The following is a 26939-nucleotide window of genomic DNA, read 5'->3' on the forward strand; positions in this document are numbered from 1 at the left end:
CGCGGCAAGCCCGGGGCATCCCGCTGCCTTGCGTCTCATCCTCTGCAGGACCTCCCCCTCTCGTGTGGAACGTCACGGCCTTTATCTGCATCTTGATCGGGGCGTCGATTCCGCTCGGTCTCATCGACGCATCGCTCGCGACGGGTCTCGTCGGCGCGGCGACGTCGCTCGGACTAGTCGCAAGCCTGCTGGCGATCCGTCCAGGTGAGCTGTCGTTCCTGAAGTCGGTCGCCGGTCCCGCTGTTGCGGCGGCGCTTCTGCCGATGCTCTGGATCGTCCTGCAGATGCTTCCACTGGCAGCCCTGGCGCATCCGGTGTGGAAGTTCGCCGGCGAAACGCTGGGAGCACAGCTCAGCGGCAGCATCACGATCGACACCGGTGCAAGCCTCGGCGCGCTGCTGATCTGGCTGTCACTCATGTCGGTCATCATCACCGCCGCCGCGATCGCGATCGACGCCCGCCGTGCCGATATGGTGGCCCGCACCATTGCAGCAACGGCGGCCGTCACAGCCCTGATCCTGCTGCTGTCAAGCGATCCGGTCAAAGTCTGGCCTGGCGCTGCGCGCGATGAGACGGCAAACGGATTCCTGGTCGTCGTTCTCGTTGGCGTTCCGCTCGGTGTTGCGCGCGCGCTCGACGTCGGTGGACACGCCGATGGCCGCACCGCAGCCCAATTGACACGGCTGCGCTGGCTGCTCGCCGCCGGCGCGCTGTTCTGCGCCGTCAGCGCCTGCTGGGTTGGGCGGCGCGGCGCCGCGATCGCGATCGCCGCGGGCATCGCCCTCGTCCTGATGACCTTCGCCGCGCGGAAGCTTCATCTGCACCGCTGGAGCAGCGCTGCCGCCGCGGCAGCGATCGCGCTGATCGCCCTGGCGACGGCGATCGGCAACCGTCATCCCGACGTGCCGCTCGCGGTCGCCTTTGTTCATGCACCGTCCGAGTTCGTGCAATCAACCCACAATCTGCTCGCCGACCTGCCCGCGCTCGGCAGCGGCGCCGGCACCACGGCAACGCTGGCGTCGACCTATATGGACTGGCAGGGCGCCACCACGCGGCCCGTGGTTGCGACCAGCGCGGCGGCCTTGATCGCCCAGTTCGGTTCCGCCATGTTCTGGACTCTAGTCGCGGCTATCATCGTCGGCATCGCAGCGTTCACGGCCGGTGCGCGCAATCGCGGCCGCGACTGGTCCTACCCTGCATCGGCGGCAGCCGTCCTGCTGACGCTGCTGCTTGCTGGCTTCACCTTGCCGGAATTGCCGGCGCTGCCCGGAGTGATCGTGTTGGGAGCCGTGATCGGAACAGGACTGGCACAGCGGATCAGCCGTTCACGGTTGCAGGCGGGCTAGACGCCAGATGCGCAGCTTCCTCCAGCGTCTTGTCGGCCAGACCGGCGATCTCGAACATGAGGGCGACGAGACCTGCATCTACGCCGTCGGTGATATCCACGGTCATGCCGACCTGCTGCACGAGATCTGCGCCCGCATCGATGCCGACATCCGTCGGTTCCGGCCGGCGCGACCGATCCAGGTGTTCCTCGGCGACTATATCGATCGCGGACCGGATTCGCGCGATGTCATCGCCATGCTCGAACAACGCCGCCGCACCCGCAGCATGGTCTGCCTGCTCGGCAATCACGAGGCCTGCCTGCTGGAATTTCTCGTCAATCCCGACATGCTCGCGCAATGGCGGCAGTTTGGCGGCTTGCAAACGCTGATGTCCTACGGCCTGACGCCCTCGCCCAATCCCGACGCTTCCGAACGCAGGGCGCTCGCCCGGCAATTGATCCGCCAGATGCCGCCGGCCCATCTCGCCTTCCTGCGCTCGCTGCCGCTCTGTTATGTGCACAAACGCTACTTCTTCGTCCATGCCGGCGTCAGGCCCGGCGTCGCGCTCAACCAGCAGCGCAAGGAAGATCTGCTCTGGATCCGCGACGACTTCCTGATCTCGGAAGATGATTTCGGCAAGGTCGTGGTCCACGGCCATACGCCGGTGCATGAGGCCGAGCTGCTGCGCAACCGCATCAATGTCGACACCGGCGCCTATGCGACCGGCCGCCTGACCTGCGTCAAGCTCGAGGGAGCAAGGCGAACCCTGCTGATGACCGGCAACCGGGCCGCGCGCCATGGCTAATACGATGGCTAACACGATGGCTGACTCGATCGGCCGGAATGCGAGGCGTCTCTCGCCGGCCTTCGTGCCGGCCGCCGCTGCGATCGGCGCGGCGACGCTGGCCTTGTCGACCTGGTGGCTTGCCGCCGATGCATTGCGCGCCAAACCGGCGATCGCCGCAGAGGTCGGCATGGTCAGAGGCGAGCTGTGGCTGCGCGACGGCTGGAGCCAATTGCAGACGTCACCGGAGGCGGCCGAAGCCGCGTTCACGCGCGCGCTTCGCCTCGCGCCGATGGACGCCGGCGCCTGGTTCGGCCTCGCCTCGGCAACCGGACGGTTCGACTGGCTGAACCCGACCGCGTCGAAGGCGCTCAAGATGTCCTACTATACCGGCTTCAACCGCAGCGATCTGATCGCGCCGCGCCTGATCCTCCTGGCGCAAGTCGACACCACGCGCGATGTCGAATTGGTCGACCTGTTGCAGCGGCAGATCCGCCTGATCCTCACGCGGGCGCCGGAACTGAAGGGCGCGATCGGGCAGGCCTATCGCGTGGCTGGCGACGCCAACCGGCGCATCATCGAGGCGGAGTTCAAGGACGCCAACCAGAGCATTCCGCAGTAACGCGCGCCTGGCGCCCAGATGCCCAGCCGTCAGATACCCTTGTGACGCAACACCGCGCCGACCGTGCGCAGCAGGATGCGCAGGTCGAGCACGAAGCTCCAGCTCTTGATGTAGATAAGGTCATGCGCCACCCGCAGCTGCATGTCCTCGATCGCCGGCGTCGCGCCGCGCAGCCCTTGCACCTGCGCGAGACCGGTGATGCCGGGCTTGACGTGCTGGCGCTCTGCATAGCTCGCGATCAGCTTCGAATATTTGTCGTCATGCGCCAGCGCGTGCGGCCGCGGCCCAACCAGCGACATGTCGCCGCGCAATACGTTCACCAGCTGCGGCAGTTCGTCGATGCTGCGGCGGCGCAGGGTCGCGCCGATCCCGGTCAGCCGCGGATCGTTCGGGCGGGCCTGCGTGATGATATCGCCATCCTCGAGCACGTGCATCGAGCGGAATTTGAGAATGGTGAATTGCTTGCCGTCGAAGCCGTTGCGGCGCTGCCGGAACAGGACCGGCCCCCTGGAGTCGAGCTTGATCGCAATCGCCGTTCCGATCAGCAGCGGCGCGAACAGCACCAGGAGGCCGCTGGACGCCACGATGTCGAACAGCCGCTTGCCGGCGCGCTCGAGCGAAGTAAGCGGCGAGCGCTGCATTTCCAGCGTCGGGATCGGACCGGTCGCCACCATCCGCAGCGCCAGGAACCGCTCCGCGGTCCGGTCCGGCAGCAGCCGCACCGGCAGCGGCGATGCCCGCAGCTGATCGCACACGAACTGGATGCGCGGCTCCTGCTGCCAGGGCATGGCCAGGATGATCTCGTCGGCGCCGCACTCGCGGGCTGCAAGAATGGCCGACGCGACGGCGGCCCGGTCGCCGGTGTCGTCGGACGATCCGGAGAGCTGGACCCGTCGCACCTCGCTGAGGCCGAAATCGCGCAGCAGGCTCGCTTGCCGCACCCGGGACAATTCGTCCGCCATCCCGACCACGACCGCGCGGCGCGTGGCCAGCATGCCGCGGTCGATCGCGCGTTGCAGCGGCGCCTGCAGCAGCATCCGTCCGCCGACCAGCCCGAGGCCGCCGATCAGGCCAAATGACAGCACCGACCCGCGCGAGACGCCGGAACCCACCTTCAAAAGGAAGATGATCAGGGTCATCAGCAGAACGACCAGCAGCCATCCGCCGAGCAGGCTGCTCCAGCGCCGGTCGAGACCGGCCAGCACCTGCGCATTGTAAAGGCCCTGCGACTTCGCCACGAACATGTGAAGGATGGCGGCGAGGACCCCGATCCCTAGAAAACCCTCGAAGCTGTTGCTATAAACCGTGTGGTAGTAAAAGAGGTGATACGCCGCGCCGCCGACGATGCTGGACAGCACGACGATTATCATCTCGAACGCGACGGCAAACGCCTCGAGGGAAGCGAACGAGAAGGCGCCGAAGTTAACCGGTACCTTCGCCAATCGAGCGTCCGAAAGGTCGGTCATCGGGAATTAACATTCGTGTTAACAATTCATATGTGTATTATCAGGCGGGTCGTGAGCTCGCAAGACCTGCTGCGGATATCGGATAGAGAGCGCGCATGAGTTCATCGGCTGGCGAAACCGAGGCCGCGCTGGTGGCCCTCCTCCATCTCATCCGCCTGATGGGCGCCGAGCTCGTCGCGGGCCAGCACCGCGACGACGTCGAGGTGCTGGTCAAGGCGATCGAGACAAAGCTGCGCGCGGCCCGCTTCCCGGCCGACATGCCGAATCAGGACATCGTCAGGGGTCTGGACCTTGCACAGGCCAGACTGCGTCCGATCTTCGAAGAGCTGCGCGCAAGGTCGGAGAAGGCACATCTGAGCGACCAGCTGCTGCTGGCTCCCAGGCCTTCACGCATCCACTAACGGATAGCTTACGTCAGCTTTGGGCTTCACCACGGCGGGGCAAGCCGCTCCCGCCACCGGACCTGAGCGCAAGCTTTTCCTCGATCTTCATTTTCTCGAGCAGCAAGTCGGTCACGATCCGGCGCAGCCGTTCATTTTCCAGCCGTAATTCATCAATACGGTTATGGACAGGGGGGATCCCATCTCTATCATCGGTGCGAGCGGCGAATTCGGTAACAGTACCATTCGCCTGGTGGCCACGTGCGGCCTCCTGCTTGCGCCAGCGATGAAATGTCATCACGCTAACGCCCAGCACCTTGCACGCTTGGGCCTGGGACTGCCCCCGCGCCATGAGTTCCTCGGCCTGTTTGACCTTGGAACTGATCTCCTCAGTAGAATGACGCCTCATTGGTCATCTCATTGCCCCCTAGATTAGCAATCATCGCATGGCCTATAAGCTATGTAAATGCAACAGGAAATTCAAATTGAGGGTTTCCCGGGGGCCTTTCGGGAGCCTCGAACTTGCCGGTCGGCAGCAACACATAGTGCGAAGAAACGCCGAAGCTGCAAGGTATTGAGCGGAATATACGGGGAATATTCCCCCGCTGAAAGGGCCCGATAAAAAAAGTTATACGACTTTCTGTGTATGAGAGTTTGATCGGGATAACTGGCGCACTGTTTGCATTCTCTAACGGGAAGCAAGTGAGAATATTCAATCGGTCTCTCGACAGATTGTGAGTGCGCCATGCCTCGCCGCGATAATCGCCCCACCGGTCAAGCGCAACTTTCACAAATTTCTAACAAATTAATCCCGCGACTTTCGCGTCCGGCCGCTTGCGGGCGTACACGCCCAGCAGTAGTTACTAGGACGTTAGGTGTCATGAGGATTTCAACATATTTGAGGATTATTTTCACGAAACCTAACGCTCATATCTCGATCCACGAATTATCAATTAAGCGCTTTCCCACCCGAGGCCATCAGGCGGAGCCACGTCCGCCCGATAATCCGCGAACCATTCCGTGCTGACGCTTGTCAGAGCCAGTCTCTGATCAACATTTTTGCGAGGATCGACACCATGGCGCGTCTCAAGGTCTTCGAGGGGAACCAACCCGCGTCAAGCGAGGCGGCCGACATCCTGGAACGCCTCGTCGCGGAGAATTGCGAGCTCCGGCATACCGCGGTCGAACTGGTCTTGCAGAATTGGATCCTGCGCGAGCGTCTGTCCGATGTCGGGGCGCACAAGTCCGTGCCGCTGGAGCACTGACCACCCCAACCCTCACGACCGCGATTGTCCGCAGCAACGTCCGCCAGCTCGCCTAAACGAGCATCGGGCCAGCGCATCATTCAATTTAGAATTGAAATGTCCGCAACTGCAGGCGCGCCAGCATGCTCGCCGGATTGGCGAGGATGTGGCCGCATATTCTGCCGATGAGAAAGAGGCTGACGGACTTCAGCTGTGAACCCGGCGCAGCGCGACGCGCGGGGTGTTCTGCTCTCGAGACATGCCGAACGAACGCGACGAGCCCGGGCGTTCCTGGATTTCACGTAACTCAGCGATATCAAGCATCAGCGCAACGACTTCGTTGCGCAGCGATTGATTGGTCGCGAGCAACGCCTCTTCGATCGGCTGATGCAAATGTTGAACTTTGTGCTGCTTCATGGCGCGCCCTCGCTCTGCGGTTAAGGGTATGAGCGATGTGATTGAAGTTTCGATGACAGGGTTATTCCGCCCACATGGAAGGCGGTTAATGGGGCAGGTTTGCGACCAACATGGCTCCGAGTTAAATTTTCTCAATCAGGTTCCACAACCTGATCGCGAAGCGCTCGATCGGCGGCCTTTGATGTGTCGTACAGATGAGTTGGCAGCGGCAGCTATGAGGCGCGCGGCTGGACAACGCGGCTCAATGTGGGTCGGAAGCTCTACCAAGCGCATGATATTGCTTGGTGATCATTGATGGCTGCCGTGTCGTTCAACCGAACGTGCATTGTCCGGCTATCACAATGTCGCCGTGTTACAGCGATCGCGCTTCAAGGGACGCGCTCAGCTGCACACAAGATATTCCACCAAAGCTGCTCCGCAGACGCAAAATCTGCTGCTGCCACGTCCATCAAGGATCGCAGAGTGTTTCGACCGGTTGCGAATATTGAAGCGGCTGACGGTGTCCTGAAGCGCTCGAGCAATCCAGCGAAATGAATTCAACGCTGAACATCGGACCAAACGCGATTTCGCCTCCGCCGGACCCAACCGCGCTAACGCTATTCTAATTAAAATGAGCGGGACCGAAGCGTCCGGCTTGAACAGCGGGAGTGAACGCCTTTCGCGCGCCTGTCGCTGCATTCGCACGCGCTTGCACAGTCCCCACGAACAGCAGCGACAGCGAAGATTCGCCATAAGCATCGCTAATTCGCCACGCGTCGCGATCGCGCGCTATTTCGATTTGGGGGGCGTATCGTCGTCCATCTTGCCGCCATTGGCGACGCACTTGTTGAAATAGTCCCGCTGGGCTTTGGCACCGCCCCGCGCGCTCCCGGAAGCGGGATTGCCGGGCTGTAGCGGCGGAAATGCCTTCGCGACCAAGGCATCGCAGGCGCGCGCCACCTGCACGTCGATCGCATGCGCCGGAACCATTGCGCTGGAGATCATGATCACGGCTGAGGCGATCGCAAAACCCGAGATAACTCGCATTGCCACACTCCGTTCCAAACTGAATCAGTTTTTTTCTCGAGCCCGGACTCGCAATGAGCGCACTAAAGCATGATCCGGAAACGTGCGAAGCGGTTTTCCGTCGCGACAAACGCCGATCGCGTTTGCGCGAAGATCAAGCTCTGACTGCGAGCTGGAACGCGACGACGATTCTCGCGGCGCCTAGGTCCGATCGACGTCGTGATAGGCCCGATACCAAGCGACAAACCTGGCAATGCCATCCTCGATCCGCGTCTGCGGGCGGAAGCCGATTTCACGCTCCAGGCCGGAGACGTCGGCCGACGTCTCCAGTACATCTCCCGGTTGCATCGGCAGCAACTGCTTTTCGGCCTGTCGCCCCAAGCCCTGCTCGAGCAGCGCCACCACATGCATCAGTTCTTCCGGCCTGCTGTTGCCGATATTGTAGACCCGCCACGGCGCCCGGCTCGAACCCGGATCGGGATGCGCTCCCGACCAGTTGACGTCGCCTTCCGGCGCGCGGCCGATCAACCGCACCATCGCCTCGACCACGTCGTCGACATAGGTGAAGTCGCGCCGCATGTTGCCATTGTTGAACAGCTGGATCGGCTTGCCCTTGGTGATCGCGTCGGCGAACGCATAGAGCGCCATGTCCGGCCGATACCACGTCCCATACACGGTGAAAAACCGCAGCCCGGTCGCCGGTACGCGATAGAGATGGCTATAGGAATGCGCGATCAGCTCGTTGGCCTTCTTGGTCGCGGCGTACAGGCTGACGGGATGGTCGACATTGTCGTGGACCGAAAACGGCAACTTGGTGTTGGCGCCATAGACCGACGATGAGGACGCAAACAACAGGTGCTTGCACGCGGTGTGCCGGCAGCCCTCGAGGACGTTGAGGAAGCCCTCCAGATTGGAATCCGCATAGGCGTGCGGGTTCTGCAGGGAATAGCGCACGCCGGCCTGCGCGGCGAGATGCACCACGACCTCGAAGCGATAACGCTCGAACAGCGCCTTCATGCCGGCGCGGTCGGCGAGGTCGAGCTCCACGAAGGTGAAGCCACGGTGCTGCTTGAGCAGATCGAGGCGCGCGCGCTTGAGCACCGGGTCGTAATAGTCGTTCAGATTGTCGAGGCCGATGACCGGCTGCCCTGCCCGCAGCAGATGCTCCGCCAGATGGAAGCCGATGAAGCCGGCGCAGCCCGTGACGAGTAGATTGCCTGCGATCACCACGTCTTGCCTGTGCCTTTCGCCTTGCGCCGGACCATTCGAATACCGCCGTTACACGCGGCAGCCGCAGCTAGCTTCGCGTTGCGCGCCGCCAGGCGTCAGTTGCTGGCGGCCGGAGGCTTGTAGTCCGGAAAGCGGCTCAGGACGGCGGCTTTCATGAACTTGAAGTGCGCAATCTCGGTCGCCAATTCCTTCAGCCGGCGCTGGCCGTTGGAGATCTCGGCGTCAAACAGGTCTTGATGATAGTTGTCAAGCGCCTCGCGTTCCAGATATTCGTCGGTGCCGTTGCCGAGAGTCACCGCGGCGCGGGCCAGAACATCATCGACGCGGCGGCCAAGACCGGATTGCTCGCTTTCGGCCGCTTGCAACGCGGCCTCGATCGCGGCCATGATCGATCCGATCCGGGCGCGATCGGTCTCGGCATCGCGCTCGGCCGAGCGTGCCTTGAACCCTTCCTCGCCGCGCCGCGATTTGATCAGGTCCTGCGCGCGAGACCGCAAAAACAGCTGAAACATCTGTCAGTATCCGGTTCGGGCCCATTGAGGCAGCACAGGTCAAAATCGCCCGGTCTTAGTTAAAAAAGGGTGAATTGCCCTCGTGCCCGGCCCTCAGGTCGGCTTTCCACTTTATCCAGGCCTTGTCGTGCTTGTCATAGAGTTCGAGCCACCGTCCCTCACCGGCTGACGGCACCAAGCCCGTCCCGTTATCGTGCCCGTCCGCCAGTCCCGGGAGCGAGGAGTCCAGGTCCTCGAACTCCGACGTCTCCTCAAGCGTCAGCCCGACCAGCACGCGCTTGCCACTGACATCGACGACATACCGCCTTGGCGAATGCCCCCTGAGATCACTCATGACGTGAAAGTTCCCTTGCGATCCGCGGGGCTGGCGACGAGATCAGGCGCACGCTGGCATGCAACCAACCCGCCTGCCGCTACGGATGCAGACATGATGACCGATTGCATGTTGCCAGCCAACCCCAACTCACCGCACACCGTCGCGCTACCTCGATCGAACTACTCCCTAGAACGCACGACGCATGTGGCCGAACGCACTGACCGGCTGTTCCCGCCTCGACGATTTCGCGGCTGATGGCGCCACATACGGTGCATAGATCCGATACTGCGCGCGGCGCTTGTGCGACCGCCACGAGCGCGCAGCGAAACCGGAGAAGAAGCCTGCGACGAACACCGCCGCGAGAATGAGAGCAGGAGAAACCATCACAACCGTCCACGTTCGCCCCGATGTTATTAACATTCGAAGTTGTGACGACATCATGATTGGACGCGCCGAAAGATTGTTCAGCCGCTGGAATTTTTGTGCAATCGAACGACGCAACAATGATCAGGCGTCGACAATAATTGTTCTCGCGAGAGAACGTCTCAGGAGAACCACCAGAGCATGAATTTCAGGAACATCGAGCTGAGAAGATAAATCCACCCCGCCATCGCCAGCACCGTCAGTCCGACGAAGACACCTGAAACGCTTTTCTCCTTGAAGCGCTCCAGCAACGAGTTTTTTTCTTCTTGCGAGTAGAACATCTCAGGCTCAAGGCGTAACTGATTCAAATCAGCTAGCAGTCAATTTCGATGATCTCGTGACGCGTCGCAGCAGCCATTCGCATCGCGCATCACAGATCACCGCTGCAAACCGCCGCCAGGCCGCACGCCATCGCGCAGTAGAAATTCCGTTCGACACGATCAGGAATTTTACGTCGGCGATCGCGGCGGCCCGCGCGCCGGAGGCCGGCGCGACCGAACGGATTCTTCCCGGGAGCAATCTGCCCGCTTCGTCCTGCCTCTCAGTTTAACAATCAAGTCCTCGCACGCGGTCAACCAATGATAATCGCCTCACACGCGGAAAAAGGCGAACCAGACAATGCCGAGGATCAGGACGGCCAGCCCTGTCGAGGCCGTGAGCAGCGCGAGAACCGAAGGTCCAGGCTCGGCCTGCCGTGCCTCGGTCGGGGTTTCGACGATTTGACCGTGTCGTTCCGTTGCCATGGCAACCTCTTTGCTTAAGTGCCTGTAATTCCGGCGTTTGCCGCGCCCCTTCGACAGCCAACGCGTGATCGGGAGCGATGTTCCGAGGGCTTTGACGGCTGGGCCGAAGGCAGTCCCGCCCGCCGCGTCAAACGGGCGCAGTTCGAGGACACGGTTAACGCCGTTGCGAGATTCACCGGGCCGTGTTGTTTCAAACTGGGGTTCCCGGTGTTATCCTTGACCGTTCCGTCGGTTGCGTAATCGGAGTTTCCCTGGAGTTTCCCCCATGGCCCCTCGCGCCAATTGGAAGGGCTTTTTGCGCCTTTCGCTCGTGACTTGCCCGGTTGCCCTGTACCCGGCGACATCGGATACCGAAAAGGTCTCCTTCAACCAGATCAACCGCAAGACCGGCCACCGGATCAAATACGCCAAGGTCGACGCCGAGACCGGCGAGGAAGTCTCCACCGAAGACATCATGAAGGGCTACAAGGTCGACACCGACACCTATATCGAGGTCACCAAGGAAGAACTCGACGACATCGCTCTGGATTCGACCCGCACCATCGAGATCGACGAATTCGTGCCGCGCAGCGAGATCGACAGCCGCTATCTGATCCGTCCCTACTACCTCGTTCCCGACGGCAAGGTCGGCCACGACGCCTTTGCGGTGATCCGCGAGACCATCCGCAGCCTGAACAAGGTCGCGATCGGCCGCGTGGTGTTGACCAATCGCGAGCACATCATCGCGCTCGAGCCGCTCGACAACGGGCTGATGGGCACGCTGTTGCGCTACCCGTATGAGGTGCGCAGCGAGAAGGAGTATTTCGACGACATCCAGGATGTGAAGATCACCAAGGACATGCTCGATCTCGCCAAGCACATCGTCGAGCAGAAGTCCGCCGACTTTGATCCGGAGGAGTTCGAGGACCGCTACGAGCAGGCGCTGATCGACCTGATCGACCAGAAGCGCAACGGCATCAAGGTCGCCAAGCCCGCGGCGAAGACCAGCGGCAACGTCATCAACCTGATGGACGCGCTGAAGAAGAGCCTCGCAAACGAGAAGCAGGCCGCGCCCGCCAAGACTGAAGCAAAGGCCGCGAAGGGCAAGAAGCCGAAGAAGCGCATCGAGGGTCAGCGCGAAATGCTGCTGCCGATCTCGGGCAGCGGCAAGCGCGAGCCCAAGGAGGCCGCCAAGCCCGAGCCGAAGAAGGCCGAGAAGACAACGCGCGCCCAGGGCACCGCGGCGCGCAAGAAGGCAGGCTAGCGCAGCGACCGCAAGATGAGCCCGGTCCACAGCGCCTGAGATGTCCCGGTCGAGATGCCCTGGTCGACGCCGTTTGACGAACCGATCGCGCTGCATCGCGGCGGCACGCTGGTGACGCTGCAGCACGCTGCCGACTACATCATGAAGCTATCGGAAGACACCCAGCAGGAGACACGCTGGCAGATCGCGGTCGAGCATCTGATCAATGCGGCGGAACAAGGCGCCGGCTGGTTGATGTTCGCGCGCATCGCGATGCTGCGCGCGTTGAATGGGGACGACTGAATCCGGAAAATGGCGAACTGCCGGCAGCGCTTACTTGAATGCCGAACTGACGGCATTGAATTGGCCGCTTACACTGGTGCCGATACCCCTGACGCCCGCGACGATCACGATGCTGATGCCACCGGCGATGATGGCGTATTCAATGGCCGTCGCCCCGACCTCATCACGCAGAAACCTTGCCATCAACGCGCGCATGAAAAGCTCCTGTCCGACGCTCGCGGCTTTTTCTCCCGCGCCGTAGTAATATGCTTGCGAAACTAGGCCACATTGGTTGACGGCCCATTGAGGGAAAGGATGAACGATCGCTTAAAGGTTGCAGGGAATTTCCCTGCTAGTTCTGCCTGCATCAGGTTGCCGCCGGGCGAGGCACCGGGCCGCGGCCGGAGCGCTTTCCAGCGAAGTGGACACCGGCTCGCGCAAAGAAAACGCGTCAAAACAAGTATCTAGAGCTCCGTTCTGATCCTGTCTGACCGGAAACAGCTCCAGTCGTAAACGCATATCAGAACTACCTGATCCGGCCCCGGCCGCGCTTTACCGGTGCCGCGGAATCCTGTTCCTTTATCGGACAGGCGACAACGAGGCCGGAACGAACCGGCCGCATGCAAAGGGAGTGACCGTCATGAAGCTCGGCACCGCGATCGCGGAAATCATGAAGCGCGAGGGGATCGAGATCCTCACGGGCTACCCGGTCAACCACCTGATCGAATACGCCGCCAATGCCGATATCCGCCCCGTGATGGTGCGCCAGGAGCGCATCGGCGTGCACATGGCAGACGCGATCTCCCGCGTCACCTCGGGCGAGAAGATCGGCGCCTTCTGCATGCAGCACGGCCCCGGCGCGGAGAACGCGATGGGCGGCGTCGCGCAATGCTACGGCGAATCCGTGCCCGTCCTTGTGCTGCCGATGGGCTATGCGCGTCGACTGGCGAATATCGACCCAAACTTCAATTCCAGCCAGGCGATGAAGGCGTTCTCAAAATCGTCGGAGCCGATCAACATCGCAGCCGAGGTCTGCAACATCTTTCGGCGGGCATTTACAAAATTGAAGAACGGCCGCGGCGGGCCGGTCATCGTCGAAATCCCCGCCGACATGTGGAACGAGGAGGTGCCGGAGCCCTTGAACTACACGCCGGTGCTGCGCACCCGCTACGGCGCCGACCCCGTCCATGTGAAGGAAGCGGCCGCCCTGCTCGTTGGCGCCAAGCGTCCGGTGATCTATGCCGGCCAGGGCGTGCACTATGCAAAGGCCTGGCCGCAGCTGAAGCGCCTCGCCGAACGGCTCGCGATCCCGGTCACCACCAGCCTCGGCGGCAAGTCGTCCTTCCCCGAGACGCACCCGCTCTCGCTCGGCTCCGGCGGCCTCGCGGTGCCGCGCGCGGTGCCGAAATTTCTTTCCGAAGCCGACGTGATCTTCGGCATCGGCTGCTCCTTCACCGAGACGTCATTCGGCATCGCGATGCCGAAGGGCAAGACCATCATCCATTCGACGCTCGATCCGAACCACATCAACAAGGATGTCGAGGCCAAGGTCGGCCTGGTCGGCGACGCCGGCCTGGTGCTCGACGCGCTGCTGGAGGAGATCGGCAAGACCGTGACCTCGGACCGCAACGCAAGCGCCGTCGCCGAGGAGATCGCCGCCTCCCACAAGGAGTGGCTCGCCAAGTGGATGCCGAAGCTGACGCACAACGACGCGCCGCTCAATCCCTACCGCGTGCTGTGGGACCTGCAGCACACCGTCGACATCCACAACACCGTCATCACCCACGACGCCGGCAGCCCGCGCGACCAGCTCTCGCCGTTCTGGAAGTCCGTCGAGCCGCTGTCCTATATCGGCTGGGGCAAGACCACGCAGCTCGGCTACGGCCTCGGCCTTGCGATGGGCGCCAAGCTCGCCAAGCCGGACAAGCTCTGCATCAATGTCTGGGGCGACGCCGCGATAGGCTTCACGGGGATGGACTTCGAGACCGCGGTGCGCGAGCGGATTCCGATCATGTCGATCCTGCTCAACAATTTCTCGATGGCGATCGAATTGAAGGTAATGCCGATCTCGACCGAGAAATACCGCTCGACCGACATCTCCGGCGATTACGCCGCGATGGCCCGGGCCTTCGGCGGCTACGGCGAACGGGTGACCAAGCCCGAGGACATCATCCCCGCGATCAAGCGCGGCATCCAGAAGACCAAGGAAGGCGTGCCTGTGCTGCTGGAATTCATCACCAGCAAGGAGACCGAGGTGTCGCGGCCCGGGACGTGAGGGCACCTCACACGCCGCTCTGCCACTTGATTTGACCGCGCCAGCGCAGGCAAGCTCCCTCCGGTGCAACTTCGGAGGGAGAGATGGCGCGCATCCTGGTGCTGGGGGCCGGCTTTGCCGGGCTATGGGCCGCGCTCGGCGCAGCCCGCAAGCGCGACGAGATCGGTGCACGGGCAGCGGACACCGAGATCCTGGTCGTCGATCGCAACGCCTATCACAACATCCGGGTGCGCAATTACGAGGTCGATCTCGGCGATGTCGCGCTGCCCCTCAAGGACCTGCTCGATCCGGTTGGCGTCGGCCATAGGGTGGCCGAGGTCGCGGCGATCGATCCGGCGACGCGCGCCGTCACGGTCAGGACGAGCGCAGGCGCGGAGGTTGTGAGCTACGACCGGCTGGTGCTGACCACCGGCAGCGAGCTGGTCCGCCCCACCATCTCGGGCCTTGCCGCCCACGGCTTCGATGTCGACACGTATGAAGCAGCGATGCGGCTCGACGCCCATCTGGCGGCGCTCGGCAACGAGCCGCCGTCAGAGGCACGCGCGAGCATCGCGGTCGTCGGTGCAGGGTTCACCGGGATCGAGGTCGCGGCCGAGATGCCGGCCAAGCTGGCGCACGCCGGCATCACCGGCGATCATCGGGTCATCCTGATCGATCCCAATCCCGTCGTCGGCGCGACCTTCGGCGCGCATGGCCGGCCGGTCATCAACGAGGCGCTGGCCGCGCTCGGCGTCGAGACGCGGCTGAATGTCCGGGTCAGCGCCGTCGGCGCCGACAGCATCACGCTCAACTCCGGCGAGATCATTCCGACCAAGACCGTGGTGTGGTGCGCCGGCATGCGCGCCAGCCCCCTCGCCGCCTCGCTGCCGGCCAGGCGCGACGCGCTCGGCCGGATCAAAGTCGACCACACCATGCGCGTCGAAGGCCTTGCGGACGTCTTCGCCGCCGGCGACGTCGCCGCCTGCCTGATCGACGGCGAGCACCCGACCGTGATGTCGTGTCAGTTCGCGCGGCCGATGGGCCGCTTCGCCGGCCACAATGTGGTCGCGGACCTGTTTGGCGAGAAGCTGCTGCAGCTCAATATCGACTGGTATGTGACGGTGCTCGATCTCGGCGCCTGGGGCGCGCTCTACACCACCGGCTGGGACCGCGAGGTGCACACCACAGGCGCCGCCGCCAAGCTCACCAAGCAGACCATCAACCAGCAGCGCATCTATCCGCCACGCAACGGCGACCGCGCCGCGCTGCTCGCGGCGGCCGCGCCGACGATCCAGACGGCGCCGCCGACGCGCAAGTAGTTTGGGACTCACATTCGCCGATCGTCATTGCGAGCCACCCGGTCGGCGCGAAGCGCCGCCGGATGACAGGCTCCGCGAAGCAATCCACCCCTCCACGCCGGGATAGATGGATTGCTTCGTCGCTACGCTCCTCGCAATGACGGCGAGTACGTCTGCTACTGCGACAGCTTCACGAAGTTCGGAAACTTCATCTGCCCCTCGGCGATCGCCTTCGGCCAGACCGTGATCTGCTTGCCGCCCTGCCACTGGAACACGAGGCCGGTCACGGCGCCCGGGCCGGACTTGATGCCGTGGGTGAACTCGTCGTTCTTGCCGTAGAACTGGATCTTGCCGATCGTGCCCTCGAAGTCGGTCTTCTCGAGCTCGGTCACCATCTTGTCCGGATCGGTCGAGCCGGCGCGCTGGATCGCCTCGGCGATGATGTAGACCTCGTCATAGGCGGTGTAGCCGGTATAGGCCGGCGGCGTGCCGAACTTGGCCTTGAACGCCGCCGCAAACGGCTTGGTCTTCGGCGTTACCGCAACATCGGGCGTTGCCACCGCGAGCGAGGGCACGCCTTCGGCGGCGCCGTTGGTGTCGCCCCAGAAGGTCGGGCTCAGCGCCTGCGCGCTGATGCCGAACATCGGGATCGGTACCTGCTGGTTCTTCCACTGCACGGTCGGCTGCACCCCGACATGGGAGATGCCGGTGACGATCACGTCGGGCTTGGCGGCTTCCATCTTGTTGAAGATCGGCGTGAAGTCGGTGGTGTCGGGCGAGAAGCGGATGTGCTCGACCACCTTCAGGCCTGCTTTCGGCAGGCAGGCCTCGTAGCCGACGTCGAGCGGCTTGGTCCAGGCCGCGTCCTCGCTCATGATCGCGACCGACTTGAACTTGAGCTGGTCGACCAACAGCTCCTTGGCCGCGTCGCAGACCAACTGCGCCTGCGCGGCCGAGGTCAGGTAGCCGTGGAAGGTGTACTTGTTCTTCTCATAGTCGTTGTGGATCGCCTTGGTGATCTCGTTCGAGGCGGCGCCGGGCGTGATCAGCGGCATCTTCAGCCGCGCAGCCCACGGCTCGAGCGCCAGCACGACCTCGCTGATGTAGCTCGCGATCACGGCCGAAACCTTGTCCTCGCTCACCGCGCGCTGGAAGGCACGCACTGAATCGGCCGACGAACTCTTGTTGTCGTAGGTGACGATCTCGATCTTGCGGCCCATCACGCCGCCCTTGGCGTTGATCTCGTCGGCTGCGATCTGCGCGCCGCCCGGCGTCGCCGCACCCGCGATCGACTGCACTTCGGCAATGATGCCGATCTTGATCGGGTCCTTGGACTGCGCATAGGCCGGCGCCGCGAGGCAGAGCGCGAGCGCCGAGGCCAACAGGCTCATGCGGGTCGCGGTTGAATATGCTGTCATCATGATCTCCCTTGTTTTGCTTTCTTCTTTTCAAACTGCGAACGTCAGAGAAAGTCCTTGCCGGCCTCCGCGGCGAACCGGCCCGGATCGCCCTCCCAGACGATCCGCGCGTGCTCCAGCACATAGACGCGGTCGGCATGCGGAAGCGCGAACGTCACGTTCTGCTCGCCCAGCAGAACCGTGATCTTGGTGGTCTGGCGCAGCTTCTCCAGCGCCTTCGACAGCAGCTCCAGGATAACAGGCGCAAGCCCTAGCGTCGGCTCGTCCAGGATCAGGATCTGCGGCTGCATCATCAGCGCGCGGCCGATCGCCAGCATCTGCTGCTCGCCGCCGGACAACGTCTGCGCCATCTGGCCCTGGCGTTCCTTCAGGATCGGGAACAGTTCGAACAGCCAGGCGAGTTGCTTGGCCCGCGCCGCGTCGTCGAGATGCTGGCCGCCGAGGTCGAGATTTTCCCGCACCGTCATCTCGCCGAACAATTCGCGCGATTCCGGACATTGCACGAGGCCGGAGCGGGCGATCTTCGCAGGTCCCGTGCCGCGCAGTGACTGTCCGCCGCGCAGGATCTCGCCGGTATAGGGCAGGAAACCCGAGATGGTGTTGAACAGCGTGGTCTTGCCGGCGCCGTTGAGGCCGACGACGGAGACGAACTCGCCCTCATGGACGTGGATCGAGACGTTTTCCAGTGCCTGCGCCTTGCCGTAATGCACGCTGACATTCTCGACCTGCAGCAGCGGCACCTTGTCCTTGAACGAGGTCTCGGGCCGCGCATGGGTCTGGATCGCGCCACCGAGATAGACCCGCCGCACGGTCTCGTTCTTCATCACGTCCTCGGCGCGACCGGTCGTGATCTCCTCGCCGAGATACATCGCGAGCACGCGGTCGACCAGCGCCGCGACGCTCTTGACGTTGTGATCGACCAGCATCACCGCGCGGCCCTCATCGCGGAAGCTGCGGATCAATGCGGAGAAGGTGCCGACCTCGGCGCTGGTGAGACCGGCGAAGGGCTCGTCGACCAGCACAACCTTGGGATCGCGCGCGATCGCCTTGGCCAATTCCAGCCGGCGCAGGTCGGCGAACGGCAGCGTCGGCGGGCGGCGGTCCATCACCGCCCCCAGTCCGACGCGCTCGGCGATCCACTTGGCGCGCTCGGTCAGCGCCTTGTCGGGAAACAGCATGAACAGGCTGTCGGGCAACAGCGCGACCATGATGTTCTCCAGCACGGTCTGCCGGTTCAGCGGCCGCGAGTGCTGGAACACCATGCCAAAACCCTTGCGCGCGATCTTGTGCGCGGGCAGCCCGGCGACATTCTCGCCTTCGAACAGCACCTCGCCCGCGGTCGGGCGCTCGATGCCCATCACGCTCTTCATCGCGGTCGACTTGCCCGAGCCGTTCGGCCCGATCAGGCCGAGGATCTCGCCGGGATGCAGATCGAACGAGAGGTTCTTCACGGCGGTCAGGCCGCCGAATCGCTTGGTCAATCCGCGGACGGTGAGCGTTGCTGTGGTCACAGTCTGATCCATTACGAGCGCGCCTCGCGTGACAGGGCCGCTCCGAGGAAACCGCCGGGGAAGAACAGGACGACGAGCAGCGCCACCGCCGAGACGATGAAGGTCGCTAGCTCGCCGGTCGGACGCAGGAACTCGCCGGCCACGATCAGAAAGATCGCGCCCAGCGCGGCTCCCAGCACGGTGCGCCGGCCGCCGAGCACGGCGGAAACGATCACGTTCACGCCGACCGCGACGTCGACCACGGTGCCGACCGAGGCGGTGCCGAAGTAGAACACGAGCAGCGCGCCCGACAGTCCCGAGAAGAAGGCGCTGACGATGAAGGCCGCGAGCTTGTGCTTGACGATGTTGAAGCCGAGCGCGCCGGCCTGCACCGGATCCTGCCCGCTCGCCTGCAGCACGAGGCCGACCGGCGATTGCGACAGGCCGTACAGGATGGCCGCGCTCACGGTCATGAAGCCGAGCGCGATCCAGTAATTGGCGCCGGCATTGATGGTGATGACGTCAGGGATGGTGAGCCCGATCTCGCCGCCGGTGAGATCGGCGAACACCACGACGAAGTTCTGCAGCATCAAGACCGCCACCAGCGTGGTCAGGCCGAAATACGGTCCTCTCACCCGCAGCGCCGGCAGCGCCAGCACGAAGCCCGCGACGACCGACGCCAGCGCGCCGAGCAGGATGCAGACATAGACCGACCAGCCGAACTGGTTGTTGAGAATTCCTGCGGTGTAGGCGCCGGTGCCGATCAGGAAGGTCGGCCCGAAATTCACCTCGCCGGCGAAGCCGAACAAGAGGTCCCAGGCCATCGCGAACACGCCGAAATAGAACGCGACGGTCAGCAGCCCGAGGATGTAGCCCGAGACGTAGAACGGCAGCGTCGCGGCGATCACCACGCATACCAGCGAAATGAAGAACAGGCGCGAGGAAAAGAAGCTGGCCATCTCAGCGCCTCCCGAGCAGGCCTTGAGGCCGGATATACATCACGAACACCAGAAGCAGCAGCGCCGGAATGGTGCGATAGGCCGGCGAGATCATGTAGGCCGTGATGGTCTCGAGATAGCCGACGACGAAGGCTGCGATCAGCGAGCCCGACACGCTGCCGAGGCCGCCGAGCACGACGATCGAGAACGCGCTCGCGGTCAGCGGCCCGACGCTGTAGGAGCTGACGCCGAGGAACATGCCGAGCAGCACGCCGGCGATGCCGGCGAGAATCCCGTAGATGCCCCACACCACGATGTAGATCTGGGTGAGCTCGAGGCCGAGCAGCGTGACGCCGCGCGGGTTCATCGAGGCCGCCAGCACCGCCTTGCCGGTCCTGGTGCGGTTCACCAGCAGCCACAGCAGGCCGATCACGAGGCAGCAGACCAGCGCGGTGAAGATATTGTTGCGCGGCGTGCGGTTGCCGAAGATATCGACCACGCCCTCGACGATCGGCAGCACCGTCTTGGCGTTGTTGGTGAAGAAATAGGCGATCAGTTCCTGGATCATGATGCCCCACAGCAACGTGCCGGTGAGGACGAAGATTTCCTTCTCCTCGTTGGGGATCCGCCTCGAATTCTGGATCGGCTTGACGACCGCGAAATAGGTTGCGAACGACACGATCAGCGCGACGCCGACACCGAACAGCGCGCCGGTGTAGATGTCGAGGTGCAGCACGCTGGCCGCGGCCCAGGCCGCGACCGCCGCGGCCACCATGATGGCACCGTGGGAGAGGTTGAGGACGCCGGAGACACCGAAGATCAGGGTGAAACCGGTGGCGCCGAGCGCATAGAGCGCGCTGATGGCAAAGCCATCGATCAGGATTTGTAAGGCAAGCATCTCAGATTGGCCGCGGCAGCAGGGCTGCCTGTTGTGGAGGACACAGAACCGAACAGGGATGCTCCCGGGTGGGGCCCGGGAGCATGATCATCAGTCAGTTCGTGGTGACCTTGATGAAGCTCGGGAACTTGAGATCGCTCTTGGCGACCTCCTTCGGCCAGACCGCGACCTGCTTGCCGCCCTGCCACTGCAGCATCAGTCCGGTGATCAGGCCCTTGCCGTACTTGATCGAATGGGTGAACGGATCGTCCTTGCCGTAGAACTGGACGCGTCCGATGGTGCCTTCCCAGTCGGTCTTCTCCAGCGCATCGACCATCTTGTCGGCCTCGACCGAGCCGGCGCGCTTCACCGCATCGGCGATGTAGTAGACCTCGTCATAGGCGGTATAGCCCGCGTAGGACGGATAGTTGCCGTAGCGCTTCTTGAAGCCTTCCGCGAACGGCACCGACTTCGGCGTCACCGCGACGTTCGGGCCGGACACGCCCTGATACAGCACGCCTTCCGCCGCGTCGTTGGTGTCCTTGCCGAAGGTCTCGTTGGTCGCCTGCGAGGAAATGCCGAACATCGGGATCGGCACCTGCTGGTTCTTCCACTGCACCGTCGGCTGCACGCCGACATGCGAGATGCCGGTGATGATCACGTCGGGCTTGGAGCCTTCGACCTTGTTGAAGATCGGCGTGAAGTCGGTGGTGTCGGGCGAGAAACGGATATGGTCGACGACCTTGAGCCCGATCTTCGGCAGGCATTCCTCGTAGCCGACATCGAGCGGCTTGGTCCACGCGGCGTCCTCGCTCATGATGACCGCGGTCTTCATGTGCTTCTGATCGACCAGCAGCTCCTTGGCGGCGTCGCAGACCGACAGCGCCAGCGCGGCCGAGGTCAGGTAGCCGTGGAAGGTGTACTTGTTCTTCTCGTAATCGGCGTGGACGCTCTTGCTGATCTCGTTGGAGGCGGCGCCGGGCGTGACGAACGGCGTCTTCAGGCGCGAAGCCCAAGGCTCGAGCGCCAGCACCACTTCGCTGATATAGCTCGAAATGACGACGTTGACCTTGTCCTCGTTGACCGCGCGCTGGAACGCGCGCACCGAATCCGCCGAGGACGAGTGGTTGTCGTAGCTGACGATCTCGATCTTGCGGCCGTCGATGCCGCCCTTGGCGTTGATCTCGTCGGCGGCCAGCTGCGCCGCCTGCGGGATCGATGCACCGGCAATCGCCTGCGCTTCGGCGATCACGCCGATCTTGAGGGTGTCGGCAGCCAGCGCTCCGCTGGGCGCCGCAGCCAACAGGCCCAACACGGCCGCTCCTGCAAGTTTCTGCATCGCATGCACGGGGAGTCGCGATGTTCTTGTCACCCTGTTTCTCTCCTCTTTTTCTTCGGCTGCTTCGAGCTCTTGGGGCGCGACTATAGCCGCGACAAAATGCGCAGCAAGTGAAACTGCGCGCAGATCGCCATGCATGGACGGCGACTAAAGTAGTGGGTCGGCGCTCACCAAATGAACAAACATGAGGCAGCGGGGGAATAAAGTGGTGGGGCACCGATCTCTCAGATCGTCATTCCCCGCTGCGCAAATTACGCAGAGCAAGCGAAGCGGAGAGAGCTGAACGAAAAGCAAGGCTCGGGCAATTCATGTCGCGAGAACGCGGATTGTTGCCCGCTGGCCGTGCGACAAGCTCAGTGTCGTCCCTGCGAAAGCAGGGACCCATAACCACGGATGCTGATTGTTACGCGATTTGGAACGACGAGTCCCATTCACAACATCCGCCGCGGCGTATGGGTCCCGGCTTTCGCCGGGACGACATTGGTGTATGGGGCGACCGCCCCTACTCCGCCATCTCCGCCGGCGGGTGGGCGGCGGGACCGGCGAGCGGGCGCTCTTCCATCGTGATCATGCAGATCGAGGCGGTGGTCAGCAGCACGGCGGCGGCACCGAACACGTAGCGGAACGCATGGATCATGTCGGCCATCGGGATCGCGCTGACGGTGCTGGCCGCGGCATGATGCTCGCCTGCGAGCGAGATGTCGGTCCCGAGCGTCATCAGCAGGATGGTGGTGAAGGCGGCGACCGTGAAGGAGGCCATCATCGCGCGGAAGAAGTTCATCGCACCGGTGACGGTGCCGACCTGCGGCCGCGCCACCGCGTTCTGCAGCGACACCACGCTGATCGGGAATGTGGTGCCGAGGCCGAGCGCGAACACGCTCATCAACAGCAACAATCCCCACAGCGGCAGCGTCGTCACCGCCATGCCGACGGCACAGATCGCGGCCACCGAGGTGCCGACGATGGCGACGCGCTTGTAGTGCTTGGCCTTTGCCATGGTCCGGCCAGCGATCGCCGCACCGAAGGTCGAGATCGCCGCGAGCGGGATCAGCGCGAGGCCGGCCTCGCTGGCGGTGAGGTGATAGACCACCTCGTAATAGAGCGGCAGGTGCACGGTGAGGCCGACCATGGCGCCGAGCGCACAGCCGCCCGCCCCCATCGCGAACGGCACCACCGAGCCGCCGAGCAGCGACAGCGGCAGGAACGGCTCGTCGGCGCGGCGCGCGTGCCAGACGAAGGCACCGGCAAGCGCGATCGAGGCGCCGATCATCGCCATAATTGTCGGCGACAGCCAGGACAGACGGGTGCCGCCCCAGGTCAGCACCAGCATCAACACCACGGCCGAGGCCATCAGCAGGATGCCGCCGAGCCAGTCGACCTTGCGCTTGCGGTGGAACACCGGGATCTTGCTCATCTTCGGCAGCAGCAGCGCCAGCGCCGCTGCCGCGAGCGGCAGGTTGATCCAGAAGATCATCGACCAGTGCAGATGCTCGGCGAACACGCCGCCGACCACCGGGCCGAGGATGCCACCGGCCATCCAGACGCTGGAGAAATAGGCCTGATAGCGGCCACGCTCGCGCGGGCTCACCACGTCGGAGATCACGGTCTGGACCACCGGCATGATGCCGCCGCCGCCGAGCCCCTGCAGGCCGCGGGCAACGATCAGCATGGTCATGCTGGGCGCGATCGCGCACAGCACGGAGCCGACCACGAACAGGCTGAGCGAGGTGATGATCATGACGCGGCGGCCATAGATGTCGCTCAGCGTGCCGAACACCGGCGCCACCGCGGTCGAGGCCAAGAGATAGGCCGTGATCACCCAGGACAGATTGGTGACGTCGTGAAACTGGCGCCCGATCGTCGGCAGCGCAGTCGCGACGATGGTCTGGTCGAGCGCGGCCAGGAACATCGTCAGCATCAGGCTGATGACGATGGTGCGGACTTCGTCCGGATTGAGCGGTGCCGGCGGCGCCAGGGGCGGCGCTTCGCTGAGTTCGATCACCTCGCTCGGAAGGCGGGACAGCTCTTCGGCAATGTCGTCGGGCAATGTCGCTTGGTCGGCAGGAATCCGGCTCTGCCGTTCATACTTGTTCATTTGAGGCGTAATGCTGCTGCGCGGGCGCATCCCGCGATGGAATCATTCTCTGCTTTGCTATTTATGCAGCAATTGAATGCTGAGGCAGGCACCCCAGCGCATGGGTGCATCCCGCCGCGATGTTCTCGCGGTGACGTGATCGCGGACGCGGCGACGACGTCACGCTTTGGTCGTCTTGCCCAGCGTTTTCGGCCGCTTCTTCAATTGTGCCCGTTTCGGCAGCAGCGCCGGCCATCGCACGATATGATCCTCGAGATCGGCGTCGTTGACGTCGAGCTCGGTGCCCTCCACCCGCCCGCGCACCGAGACCCCGGCTTCATGGACGGTGTCGGGATCGCCCGAGATCAGCGGATGCCACCAATAGAGGTCCCGCCCCTCGGCCACCAGCCGGTAGCCGCAGCTCGGCGGCAGCCAGTTCAGCGTCCGGACGTTTTCGGGCGTCAGGCGGACGCAATCCAGAACCTGGTCGGAACGGTTCGGGTAGTCCTTGCAGGTGCAGAGGCCGGAATCGAGCAGCTTGCAGGAGATATGGGTGAAATAGATCTTGCCGGTGTCCTCGTCCTCGAGCTTCTCCAGGCAGCACCGTGCGCAGCCGTCACACAGGCTCTCCCATTCGGCGTTGGACATCTCTTCCAACGTCTTGGTTTTCCAGAAGAATCCCTCCTGGTCCGACGGGCGCTTGGGCGATGCGGTCATGATATCCCTGAAATGGCGGTGCCACTCTTCTTGGGATGCCGGCAACGCTTGCGCAAGGGGGTGGTATTGCGGGGTCGAAAAAGCCGGTGGGCAGCGTTAGCGCTCCCATTAAATTCACAAGCCGCGCCATTGGTTTATGGCAGCCGCTCGGATAGAACAACGAACGAGTCCCCATCGACGCAAAAGCGCCTTGGGATTGCCGCAACATCGAAGCAAGACGCTGCCCTGTGCCCGGTTTGGGCGCCCGCAGCGCAGTCGAACTGATCAAGGGTCCGGTCCTTTCAGATCATGCCGTCCCATTGGAAACAGAAGGTCCGGAACTTCTTCCTGGACCTCGATGCGCGTATCGACTCGACGCTGTTCTCGTCGGGCAAGGGCCTGCGCGAGCTCTACGAGCGCTATTCCACCTTCATGGACCGCTTCTATGTCGGCCGCTGGAAGCGCTGGGTGTTCATCGAGCCGCTGTCGGAAGCCGCAACGCTCGGGCTCGGCGGCATGATCTTGATGCTGACGCTCGCGATTCCTGCCTTCCGCGAGACCGCCGACGAGGACTGGCTGAAGAAGTCCGACCTCGCGGTGACCTTCCTCGACCGTTACGGCAACCCGATCGGCAGCCGCGGCATCAAGCATAATGACTCGATCCCGCTGGAAGATTTTCCGGACAATCTGATCAAGGCGACGCTCGCGACCGAGGACCGCCGCTTCTACGACCATTTCGGCATCGACGTGCCGGGCCTTGCCCGCGCGCTGGTCACCAACGCGCAGGCCGGCGGCGTCCGCCAGGGCGGTTCGTCGATCACCCAGCAGCTCGCCAAGAACCTGTTCCTGAACAACGAGCGCACCATCGAGCGCAAGGTGAAGGAAGCCTTCCTCGCGATCTGGCTGGAGACGCGGCTCACCAAGAACGAGATCCTGAAGCTCTATCTCGACCGCGCCTATATGGGCGGCGGCACCTTCGGCGTCGACGGCGCGGCGCATTTCTATTTCAACAAGTCGGTACGCGACGTGAACCTCGCGGAGGCCGCGATGCTCGCCGGCCTGTTCAAGGCGCCGACCAAATACGCCCCGCACATCAACCTGCCCGCGGCCCGCGCCCGCGCCAATGTCGTGCTCGACAACCTCGTCGATGCCGGCTTCATGACCGAGGGCCAGGTGTTCGGCGCCCGCCGCAATCCGGCGGTCGCGGTCGACCGGCGCGACGAGAACTCGCCGAACTACTATCTCGACTACGCCTTCGACGAGATGCGCAAGCTGGTCGACACCTTCCCGAAATCCTACACCGAGCGCGTCTTCGTGGTCCGCACCGCGATCGACATGAACGTGCAGAAGGCGGCCGAGGAAGCGATCGAGAACCAGCTGCGACAGTTCGGGCGCGACTATCACGCGACGCAGGCCGCGACCGTGGTGTCCGATCTCGACGGCGGCATCCGCGCCATGGTCGGCGGTCGCGACTACGGTGCGAGCCAGTTCAACCGCGCCACCGACGCCTATCGGCAGCCGGGCTCGTCGTTCAAGCCGTACGTCTACACCACGGCATTGCTGAACGGCTTCACGCCGAACTCGAAGATCGTCGACGGCCCGGTCTGCATCGGCAACTGGTGCCCGCAGAACTACGGCCATTCCTATTCGGGTCAGGTCACGCTGACGCAGGCGATCACCCGCTCGATCAACGTGGTGCCGGTCAAGCTCTCGATCATGATGGGCGGCAAGGAAGGGCCGAAGGCGGGCCGCGCCAAGATCGTCGAGGTCGCGCGCCGCTTCGGCCTCAAGGCGCCGCTGCCCGATACGCCGTCGCTGCCGATCGGCTCCGACGAAGTCACGGTGCTGGAGCACGCGGTCGCCTATGCGACCTTCCCGAACCGCGGCAAGGCGGTGACGCCGCATTCCGTGCTCGAGGTGCGCACCGGCGCCGGCGACCTGGTCTGGCGCTGGGATCGCGACGGCCCGAAACCGCGGCAGGCGATTCCGCCGAACATCGCCGCCGACATGGCCGGCATGATGAGTCACGTGGTCAGCGAAGGCACCGCGCGCCGCGCCGCGCTCGACGGGATTCCGACCGCCGGCAAGACCGGCACCACCAACGCCTATCGCGACGCCTGGTTCGTCGGCTACACCGGCAACTTCACCTGCGCGGTCTGGTACGGCAATGACGACTATTCGCCGACCAACCGCATGACCGGCGGCTCGCTGCCGGCGCAGACCTGGCACGACATCATGGTCGCGGCGCATCAGGGCGTGGAGGTCAAGGAGCTCGTCGGCGTCGGCATGGGCCAGAAGCTGCCGCCGCAGCCGGCGCAGGCCAATGCCCAGGCCAACGCGGCTCCGCGCGTATTGGAAACCAAGCCGGGCCCGCCGCCGGTCTTGACCAAGCGCGGCGCGGATATCCTGGTGCGGGTCGAGAAGCTGCTCGATGACGCCGCCAGGACCGCCGGCAAGACCACGCTGAACGAGTCCTCGAAGACCGGCAAGGCCGAGTCCTCGAGCGCGCTGGCGTTCCCCGAAAACTACGTTGCCGCGGCCGGGCCGGATGGCGCGACACCGGCACCGCCACGCAAGAACTAAC

At 63.7% G+C, this 26939-nt stretch carries 27 protein-coding genes; 10 read left to right on the forward strand and 17 right to left on the reverse strand.

From position 1 onward, the window contains the following. The first annotated feature begins 62 nt into the window (after nucleotides 1-62). Genes QA635_RS27910 through QA635_RS27920 form a run of 3 tightly spaced genes read left to right on the forward strand, consistent with a single transcriptional unit; the run spans nucleotide 63 to nucleotide 2731 of the window. Entirely contained in the window at nucleotides 63-1346 is a 1284-nt protein-coding gene (locus QA635_RS27910) for a hypothetical protein (RefSeq protein WP_283062652.1), read from the forward strand. A 7-nt stretch (nucleotides 1347-1353) separates the two neighbouring features. Then, nucleotides 1354-2130: a metallophosphoesterase family protein gene (locus QA635_RS27915; RefSeq protein ID WP_082654012.1), complete on the forward strand. Its 777-nt coding sequence runs from the start codon at nucleotides 1354-1356 to the stop codon at nucleotides 2128-2130. Between the two features lie 16 nt (nucleotides 2131-2146). Next, a complete protein-coding gene (locus tag QA635_RS27920; protein WP_283062653.1) occupies nucleotides 2147-2731 on the forward strand; it encodes a hypothetical protein in 585 nt (194 codons plus the stop codon). Nucleotides 2732-2760: 29 nt separating this feature from the next. On the opposite strand, the gene QA635_RS27925 is transcribed toward QA635_RS27920, so the two are convergent. Then, nucleotides 2761-4173 carry an undecaprenyl-phosphate glucose phosphotransferase gene (locus QA635_RS27925; protein WP_283062655.1) on the reverse strand — a complete coding sequence of 471 codons (1413 nt, stop codon included), beginning with the start codon at nucleotides 4171-4173 and terminating at the stop codon, nucleotides 2761-2763. 119 nt (nucleotides 4174-4292) lie between these two features. Between QA635_RS27925 and QA635_RS27930 the strand changes: the two genes are divergently transcribed. Beyond that, nucleotides 4293-4598 (forward strand): hypothetical protein, encoded by a 306-nt coding sequence (locus QA635_RS27930; protein WP_016841787.1) that lies wholly within the window; start codon nucleotides 4293-4295, stop codon nucleotides 4596-4598. Nucleotides 4599-4611: 13 nt separating this feature from the next. Here QA635_RS27930 and QA635_RS27935 read toward each other — a convergent pair whose 3' ends face one another. Beyond that, complete coding sequence (locus tag QA635_RS27935) at nucleotides 4612-4986, reverse strand: helix-turn-helix domain-containing protein (RefSeq protein WP_018270679.1); 375 nt, start codon at nucleotides 4984-4986, stop codon at nucleotides 4612-4614. 667 nt (nucleotides 4987-5653) lie between these two features. Here QA635_RS27935 and QA635_RS27940 point away from each other — a divergent pair. Continuing rightward, the gene (locus QA635_RS27940; protein ID WP_283062656.1) at nucleotides 5654-5842 is read left to right on the forward strand and encodes a hypothetical protein; all 189 of its coding nucleotides are present in this window, start codon (nucleotides 5654-5656) and stop codon (nucleotides 5840-5842) included. 186 nt (nucleotides 5843-6028) lie between these two features. Here QA635_RS27940 and QA635_RS27945 read toward each other — a convergent pair whose 3' ends face one another. From QA635_RS27945 to QA635_RS27975, 7 genes are all read right to left on the reverse strand, one after another. Further along, nucleotides 6029-6238, reverse strand: coding sequence for a hypothetical protein (locus QA635_RS27945; RefSeq protein ID WP_016841790.1), 210 nt, complete (start codon nucleotides 6236-6238; stop codon nucleotides 6029-6031). Nucleotides 6239-7006: 768 nt separating this feature from the next. After that, on the reverse strand, nucleotides 7007-7264 hold the full coding sequence (locus QA635_RS27950) for a hypothetical protein (protein ID WP_225641843.1): 258 nt from the start codon (nucleotides 7262-7264) through the stop codon (nucleotides 7007-7009). A 180-nt stretch (nucleotides 7265-7444) separates the two neighbouring features. Next, nucleotides 7445-8473, reverse strand: a complete 1029-nt coding sequence (locus QA635_RS27955; RefSeq protein WP_425249056.1) for an NAD-dependent epimerase — start codon at nucleotides 8471-8473, stop codon at nucleotides 7445-7447. Between the two features lie 95 nt (nucleotides 8474-8568). After that, the gene (locus QA635_RS27960; protein WP_057020208.1) at nucleotides 8569-8985 is read right to left on the reverse strand and encodes a hypothetical protein; all 417 of its coding nucleotides are present in this window, start codon (nucleotides 8983-8985) and stop codon (nucleotides 8569-8571) included. A gap of 55 nt (nucleotides 8986-9040) precedes the next feature. Beyond that, a complete protein-coding gene (locus QA635_RS27965) occupies nucleotides 9041-9319 on the reverse strand; it encodes a hypothetical protein (protein ID WP_057020207.1) in 279 nt (92 codons plus the stop codon). A 527-nt stretch (nucleotides 9320-9846) separates the two neighbouring features. Beyond that, a complete protein-coding gene (locus QA635_RS27970; RefSeq protein ID WP_283062658.1) occupies nucleotides 9847-10005 on the reverse strand; it encodes a hypothetical protein in 159 nt (52 codons plus the stop codon). 309 nt (nucleotides 10006-10314) lie between these two features. Further along, a complete protein-coding gene (locus tag QA635_RS27975; protein WP_016841798.1) occupies nucleotides 10315-10467 on the reverse strand; it encodes a hypothetical protein in 153 nt (50 codons plus the stop codon). A gap of 265 nt (nucleotides 10468-10732) precedes the next feature. On the opposite strand from QA635_RS27975, the gene ku reads away from it, so the two are divergent. After that, entirely contained in the window at nucleotides 10733-11710 is a 978-nt protein-coding gene (gene ku, locus QA635_RS27980) for a non-homologous end joining protein Ku (protein WP_283062660.1), read from the forward strand. 54 nt (nucleotides 11711-11764) lie between these two features. Then, a complete protein-coding gene (locus tag QA635_RS27985) occupies nucleotides 11765-11992 on the forward strand; it encodes a hypothetical protein (RefSeq protein ID WP_016841800.1) in 228 nt (75 codons plus the stop codon). Between the two features lie 30 nt (nucleotides 11993-12022). Here QA635_RS27985 and QA635_RS27990 read toward each other — a convergent pair whose 3' ends face one another. Further along, nucleotides 12023-12187: a Flp family type IVb pilin gene (locus QA635_RS27990; RefSeq protein ID WP_016841801.1), complete on the reverse strand. Its 165-nt coding sequence runs from the start codon at nucleotides 12185-12187 to the stop codon at nucleotides 12023-12025. Nucleotides 12188-12611: 424 nt separating this feature from the next. Here QA635_RS27990 and QA635_RS27995 point away from each other — a divergent pair, with 424 nt between their 5' ends. After that, on the forward strand, nucleotides 12612-14246 hold the full coding sequence (locus QA635_RS27995; RefSeq protein WP_283062661.1) for a thiamine pyrophosphate-requiring protein: 1635 nt from the start codon (nucleotides 12612-12614) through the stop codon (nucleotides 14244-14246). Between the two features lie 83 nt (nucleotides 14247-14329). Continuing rightward, nucleotides 14330-15544 carry an NAD(P)/FAD-dependent oxidoreductase gene (locus QA635_RS28000; protein ID WP_283062662.1) on the forward strand — a complete coding sequence of 405 codons (1215 nt, stop codon included), beginning with the start codon at nucleotides 14330-14332 and terminating at the stop codon, nucleotides 15542-15544. Nucleotides 15545-15699: 155 nt separating this feature from the next. On the opposite strand, the gene QA635_RS28005 is transcribed toward QA635_RS28000, so the two are convergent. The 7 genes from QA635_RS28005 to QA635_RS28035 form a co-directional block, all read right to left on the reverse strand. Then, the gene (locus QA635_RS28005; protein WP_225641834.1) at nucleotides 15700-16944 is read right to left on the reverse strand and encodes an ABC transporter substrate-binding protein; all 1245 of its coding nucleotides are present in this window, start codon (nucleotides 16942-16944) and stop codon (nucleotides 15700-15702) included. 41 nt (nucleotides 16945-16985) lie between these two features. Then, nucleotides 16986-18464, reverse strand: coding sequence for an ATP-binding cassette domain-containing protein (locus QA635_RS28010; protein WP_283062663.1), 1479 nt, complete (start codon nucleotides 18462-18464; stop codon nucleotides 16986-16988). Beyond that, nucleotides 18464-19390, reverse strand: a complete 927-nt coding sequence (locus QA635_RS28015; protein WP_225641830.1) for a branched-chain amino acid ABC transporter permease — start codon at nucleotides 19388-19390, stop codon at nucleotides 18464-18466. Before QA635_RS28015 ends, QA635_RS28010 begins: the two co-directional genes overlap by 1 nt. 1 nt (nucleotide 19391) lies before the next feature. Further along, a complete protein-coding gene (locus QA635_RS28020; RefSeq protein ID WP_018270667.1) occupies nucleotides 19392-20267 on the reverse strand; it encodes a branched-chain amino acid ABC transporter permease in 876 nt (291 codons plus the stop codon). A 94-nt stretch (nucleotides 20268-20361) separates the two neighbouring features. Continuing rightward, complete coding sequence (locus QA635_RS28025) at nucleotides 20362-21585, reverse strand: ABC transporter substrate-binding protein (RefSeq protein ID WP_076833190.1); 1224 nt, start codon at nucleotides 21583-21585, stop codon at nucleotides 20362-20364. Between the two features lie 502 nt (nucleotides 21586-22087). Continuing rightward, nucleotides 22088-23680, reverse strand: coding sequence for an MDR family MFS transporter (locus tag QA635_RS28030; protein ID WP_283062665.1), 1593 nt, complete (start codon nucleotides 23678-23680; stop codon nucleotides 22088-22090). Between the two features lie 159 nt (nucleotides 23681-23839). Further along, nucleotides 23840-24376, reverse strand: coding sequence for a YcgN family cysteine cluster protein (locus tag QA635_RS28035; RefSeq protein WP_283062666.1), 537 nt, complete (start codon nucleotides 24374-24376; stop codon nucleotides 23840-23842). A gap of 288 nt (nucleotides 24377-24664) precedes the next feature. Here QA635_RS28035 and QA635_RS28040 point away from each other — a divergent pair, with 288 nt between their 5' ends. Next, a complete protein-coding gene (locus tag QA635_RS28040; RefSeq protein WP_225163240.1) occupies nucleotides 24665-26938 on the forward strand; it encodes a transglycosylase domain-containing protein in 2274 nt (757 codons plus the stop codon). Nucleotide 26939 lies beyond the last annotated feature (1 nt).

It is taken from the genome of Bradyrhizobium brasilense, assembly GCF_029714345.1.
GTDB classification, from domain to species: domain Bacteria; phylum Pseudomonadota; class Alphaproteobacteria; order Rhizobiales; family Xanthobacteraceae; genus Bradyrhizobium; species Bradyrhizobium australafricanum.

What these genes read in the sequence shown, in the direction of transcription:
- QA635_RS28010 (WP_283062663.1), bottom strand. Translation starts at nt 18,464, where the DNA reads ATGGATCAGACTGTGACCACAGCAACGCTCACCGTCCGCGGATTGACC.
- QA635_RS27935 (WP_018270679.1), bottom strand. Translation starts at nt 4,986, where the DNA reads ATGAGGCGTCATTCTACTGAGGAGATCAGTTCCAAGGTCAAACAGGCC.
- QA635_RS27915 (WP_082654012.1), top strand. Translation starts at nt 1,354, where the DNA reads ATGCGCAGCTTCCTCCAGCGTCTTGTCGGCCAGACCGGCGATCTCGAA.
- QA635_RS27990 (WP_016841801.1), bottom strand. Translation starts at nt 12,187, where the DNA reads ATGCGCGCGTTGATGGCAAGGTTTCTGCGTGATGAGGTCGGGGCGACG.
- QA635_RS28020 (WP_018270667.1), bottom strand. Translation starts at nt 20,267, where the DNA reads ATGCTTGCCTTACAAATCCTGATCGATGGCTTTGCCATCAGCGCGCTC.
- QA635_RS27950 (WP_225641843.1), bottom strand. Translation starts at nt 7,264, where the DNA reads ATGCGAGTTATCTCGGGTTTTGCGATCGCCTCAGCCGTGATCATGATC.
- QA635_RS27965 (WP_057020207.1), bottom strand. Translation starts at nt 9,319, where the DNA reads ATGAGTGATCTCAGGGGGCATTCGCCAAGGCGGTATGTCGTCGATGTC.
- QA635_RS28005 (WP_225641834.1), bottom strand. Translation starts at nt 16,944, where the DNA reads ATGATGACAGCATATTCAACCGCGACCCGCATGAGCCTGTTGGCCTCG.
- QA635_RS28030 (WP_283062665.1), bottom strand. Translation starts at nt 23,680, where the DNA reads ATGAACAAGTATGAACGGCAGAGCCGGATTCCTGCCGACCAAGCGACA.
- QA635_RS27975 (WP_016841798.1), bottom strand. Translation starts at nt 10,467, where the DNA reads ATGGCAACGGAACGACACGGTCAAATCGTCGAAACCCCGACCGAGGCA.
- QA635_RS27970 (WP_283062658.1), bottom strand. Translation starts at nt 10,005, where the DNA reads ATGTTCTACTCGCAAGAAGAAAAAAACTCGTTGCTGGAGCGCTTCAAG.
- QA635_RS27940 (WP_283062656.1), top strand. Translation starts at nt 5,654, where the DNA reads ATGGCGCGTCTCAAGGTCTTCGAGGGGAACCAACCCGCGTCAAGCGAG.
- QA635_RS27995 (WP_283062661.1), top strand. Translation starts at nt 12,612, where the DNA reads ATGAAGCTCGGCACCGCGATCGCGGAAATCATGAAGCGCGAGGGGATC.
- ku (WP_283062660.1), top strand. Translation starts at nt 10,733, where the DNA reads ATGGCCCCTCGCGCCAATTGGAAGGGCTTTTTGCGCCTTTCGCTCGTG.
- QA635_RS28000 (WP_283062662.1), top strand. Translation starts at nt 14,330, where the DNA reads ATGGCGCGCATCCTGGTGCTGGGGGCCGGCTTTGCCGGGCTATGGGCC.
- QA635_RS28025 (WP_076833190.1), bottom strand. Translation starts at nt 21,585, where the DNA reads ATGCAGAAACTTGCAGGAGCGGCCGTGTTGGGCCTGTTGGCTGCGGCG.
- QA635_RS28035 (WP_283062666.1), bottom strand. Translation starts at nt 24,376, where the DNA reads ATGACCGCATCGCCCAAGCGCCCGTCGGACCAGGAGGGATTCTTCTGG.
- QA635_RS27960 (WP_057020208.1), bottom strand. Translation starts at nt 8,985, where the DNA reads ATGTTTCAGCTGTTTTTGCGGTCTCGCGCGCAGGACCTGATCAAATCG.
- QA635_RS27920 (WP_283062653.1), top strand. Translation starts at nt 2,147, where the DNA reads ATGGCTGACTCGATCGGCCGGAATGCGAGGCGTCTCTCGCCGGCCTTC.
- QA635_RS27945 (WP_016841790.1), bottom strand. Translation starts at nt 6,238, where the DNA reads ATGAAGCAGCACAAAGTTCAACATTTGCATCAGCCGATCGAAGAGGCG.
- QA635_RS27930 (WP_016841787.1), top strand. Translation starts at nt 4,293, where the DNA reads ATGAGTTCATCGGCTGGCGAAACCGAGGCCGCGCTGGTGGCCCTCCTC.
- QA635_RS28040 (WP_225163240.1), top strand. Translation starts at nt 24,665, where the DNA reads ATGCCGTCCCATTGGAAACAGAAGGTCCGGAACTTCTTCCTGGACCTC.
- QA635_RS28015 (WP_225641830.1), bottom strand. Translation starts at nt 19,390, where the DNA reads ATGGCCAGCTTCTTTTCCTCGCGCCTGTTCTTCATTTCGCTGGTATGC.
- QA635_RS27985 (WP_016841800.1), top strand. Translation starts at nt 11,765, where the DNA reads ATGCCCTGGTCGACGCCGTTTGACGAACCGATCGCGCTGCATCGCGGC.